Raw genomic sequence first — 3,174 nt, forward strand, 5'->3', positions numbered from 1 at the left:
AATGAGCTTGCAAGGTGTCTAGAGAATCCGGGGCGATTCATTAGATGCACGTTCTTGAACGCCGATTTCCCTCTAACCCTTGTATGGCCGGCTTTACGAGCACTTCGCAGGTGAAATATTCGAGAAAAAATTACGATGGTTTGCGCGTTTCCGGTTAATTACAGCGTGCCCCTCACTAACAGCTTTATCTAATGCCACTGTTGGCTCAATCACGCCTAGTCGAGCGTCTGTTGCTCTGGTCGCTGATTGTGGCGCGAAAACCGCTGTTGGAACTTCGCCGCACTGATGCGGAGCAATTTATGGAGTGTTCTAACCTCGCAATGGCCATCCATGGGCCAATGACGGGACAGGCAAAATCCCGGCGAAGTATCGCGACGCTTATCCGCTGCAACCACTGCGTCTGACGCAAATCAATTTTTCCTAAATTGCACGAATGCGCGACTCCAAAGCCAGTCAGTATCCCAAGCGCGTGGGTCACACCGGGTTCAACAACGCCTCACGCAACAGTCTGGCGGCGGGTGAGTCCGGCACATTTTTGCGCGAAACCAACTCATACGGTTCGCTGCGCGAGGTAATGGGCAGCGGCAGCGTGGTGGTGAAACCGTAGCCGGAGCAGAACTTCGCCACGTCGGTCGAGACCAGCGCGACGAGGGTCGGGTTTTCCTGAAGCAGCGACAAGGTGGCGAACGCTGATGTCGTCTCCAGCAGGTGCACCGGAAAACGCAGGTCGGCCTCATGAAACTCTCGTTCCAGCAGCAAACGCATCGGCATGTTGGCGCGATAGACCACCCAGCGGTAATCCACCAGGTCCTTGAGCGACAACTGCCGGGCATAGGCAAACGGATGCTGGGTGCTGGCGATCACTGCCAGGGTTTCCTCGACGAACGTCGAGCTCTCATACAGATAGGGAGTGGTGCTGATGGTTGTACGACAGATCGCCAGATCCAGGCGCCCCGCGTCAATCTGGCTGAGCAGCGCGGCGCTGGTGTCTTCGACAATCTCGATGGACAGCTTCGGGTGATCGGCAATCACCCGGCTGATCGCCGTGGTCAATAGCGGCACGGCGCCCATGATGGTGCCGACCGACACGCGCCCGCCCTCGCCGCTCATGATGCCGATGATCTCTTCGCGCAGGTGCGTGAGGTCGGTCTGGATCAATCGGGCGTACCGAATGACAGAGCGTCCGGCATCAGTGGGTTCAAGCCCGCGGTTAGTGCGAGTGAATAGCGAAGTGCCGAAGGTGGTTTCAATTTCTTGCAGGGCTTTGCTGGCACCAGGTTGTGTCAGCGCGACCTGTTTGGCCGCGCCCAGCAAGGAGCCGTGCACATCAAGGGCTATCAACAGGCGCAGCTGCTTGATGTGCAGGCGGGACATGATCGAGTTCAGTGAGGGCGTCATCAGGATTAACTAAAAGTTATAGAGGTATCGAAAGTTGTCAGTATCGAGGCTCGCCACGACGGACCTATAGTCCACCCCACAACCAGGCAATGCAATGGGTTTGACCAGAGAACGAAAGTCCTCCTGCCGTAGACCGGTTGCAACAATAACAATCCTGTATAACTCGCGGTGAATCATGTCCCTGATCAATTACGTCACCAAGATCCAGTTCGGCTACGACAGCCTGCAGCACCTGGCCGCCGAAGCCGAGCGCGCCGGCATCACCCGGCCGCTGATCGTTACCGACCTCGGCGTGCGCAATGCCGGCATCGTCGACAAAGTCATCAAAGCCCTCGGCGCTGAGCGTGCACCGACGATTTTCGACGCCACCCCACCCAACCCGAACGAACACGCCGTGCGTGAAGCCGTGGCGCAATACCACCTCGGCGAATGCAACGGCATCATCGCCGTCGGCGGTGGATCCTCCATCGACCTGGCCAAGGGCGTGGCGGTCTGCGCCACTCACGACGGTCCTTTGCAAAGCTTTGCGGTGATCGAAGGTGGACTGGATCGCATCACCCCGGCCACCGCGCCATTGATCGCGATTCCGACCACCGCCGGCACCGGCAGCGAAGTGGGTCGCGGCGCTGTCCTGATTCTCGACGATGGTCGCAAAGTCGGTGTCATATCGCCATATGTCGTGCCCCGCGTGGCGATCTGCGATCCGGAATTGACCCTGGGCCTGCCGGCCATGCTTACCGCCGCCACCGGCATGGACGCCATCGCACATTGCATCGAAACCTTCATGGCGCCGGCCTTCAACCCCGCCGCCGACGGCATCGCCCTCGACGGCCTGTGGCGCGCCTGGGAACACATCGAACGCGCAACGGCCGAACCCGGTGATCGTGAAGCGCGGATGAACATGATGAGCGCCTCCATGCAGGGCGCCCTCGCCTTTCAAAAAGGCCTGGGCTGTGTGCACAGCCTGTCCCACGCACTGGGCGGGATCAATCCGAAGCTGCACCACGGCACCTTGAACGCGATCTTCCTGCCTGCGGTCGTGCACTTCAACGCTGATGCCCCGACCGTGCGTGACGAGCGAAAACTCGAACGATTGCGCCATGCCATGGGCCTTGAGGCTGGCGCCAATATCGGCGTGGCCATCGAAGACATGACCCGACGCCTGGGACTGCCGACCCGGCTGAGCGAGATCGGCGTGGACGAGAGCCTGTTTGCCGGCATCGTCGAAGGCGCGCTGCATGATCACAGCCACAAGACCAACCCCCGCGAAGCGTCCTCTGCGGACTACCTGTCGATGCTCGAACAATCGCTGTAAGCAGCCGCTATCCAACAACAATAAATCAGGAGGCATCCGCGTCGTCGGCCCGGCCGACGCCAGCGGAATAATCATGAAACCCACCGTCCTTATCGAACGGCAAGATGCCATTGCCATCGTCACCCTCAGTCACCCGGGGAAAATGAATGCCCTGACCCTGTCCATGTGGCAGGACCTGGGTGACGTCATGACCGAACTGTCTGCCGATTTCAGCGTGCGTTGTGTGGTACTGCGTGGCGCCGGCGAACAGGCCTTTGCCGCCGGTGCCGATGTCGGCGAGTTTCCAAGCGTGCGTGCCAACCAGGCACAAGCCCGGGTGTATGCCGAAGTTACCTCGGCGGCGATGCGTGCGGTCGCCGACTGTCCACACCCGGTGATCGCGATGATCCACGGCGTGTGCGTCGGCGGCGGCCTGGAAATCGCCGCGCTCTGTGACCTGCGCATCTGCGGCAGCTCCAGCC

General features: G+C 60.1%; 3 protein-coding genes. 2 read left to right on the top strand and 1 reads right to left on the bottom strand.

From position 1 onward, the window contains the following. Positions 1-474: 474 nt before the first annotated feature. The gene (locus PMI29_RS10235; RefSeq protein ID WP_008000287.1) at positions 475-1,398 is read right to left on the bottom strand and encodes a LysR family transcriptional regulator; all 924 of its coding nucleotides are present in this window, start codon (positions 1,396-1,398) and stop codon (positions 475-477) included. Between the two features lie 175 nt (positions 1,399-1,573). Here PMI29_RS10235 and PMI29_RS10230 point away from each other — a divergent pair, with 175 nt between their 5' ends. Then, the gene (locus PMI29_RS10230) at positions 1,574-2,713 is read left to right on the top strand and encodes an iron-containing alcohol dehydrogenase (protein ID WP_008000289.1); all 1,140 of its coding nucleotides are present in this window, start codon (positions 1,574-1,576) and stop codon (positions 2,711-2,713) included. Between the two features lie 73 nt (positions 2,714-2,786). Further along, a partial coding sequence (locus PMI29_RS10225; RefSeq protein ID WP_008000290.1) for an enoyl-CoA hydratase-related protein occupies positions 2,787-3,174 on the top strand: 388 nt, incomplete at its 3' end.

Origin of the sequence: Pseudomonas sp. GM49, assembly GCF_000282355.1 — a bacterium.
Classification (GTDB): Bacteria; Pseudomonadota; Gammaproteobacteria; order Pseudomonadales; family Pseudomonadaceae; genus Aquipseudomonas.

Bases quoted from the DNA above. Each gene is read 5' to 3' on its own strand.
- PMI29_RS10235 (WP_008000287.1), bottom strand. From the start codon at position 1,398: ATGACGCCCTCACTGAACTCGATCATGTCCCGCCTGCACATCAAGCAG.
- PMI29_RS10230 (WP_008000289.1), top strand. From the start codon at position 1,574: ATGTCCCTGATCAATTACGTCACCAAGATCCAGTTCGGCTACGACAGC.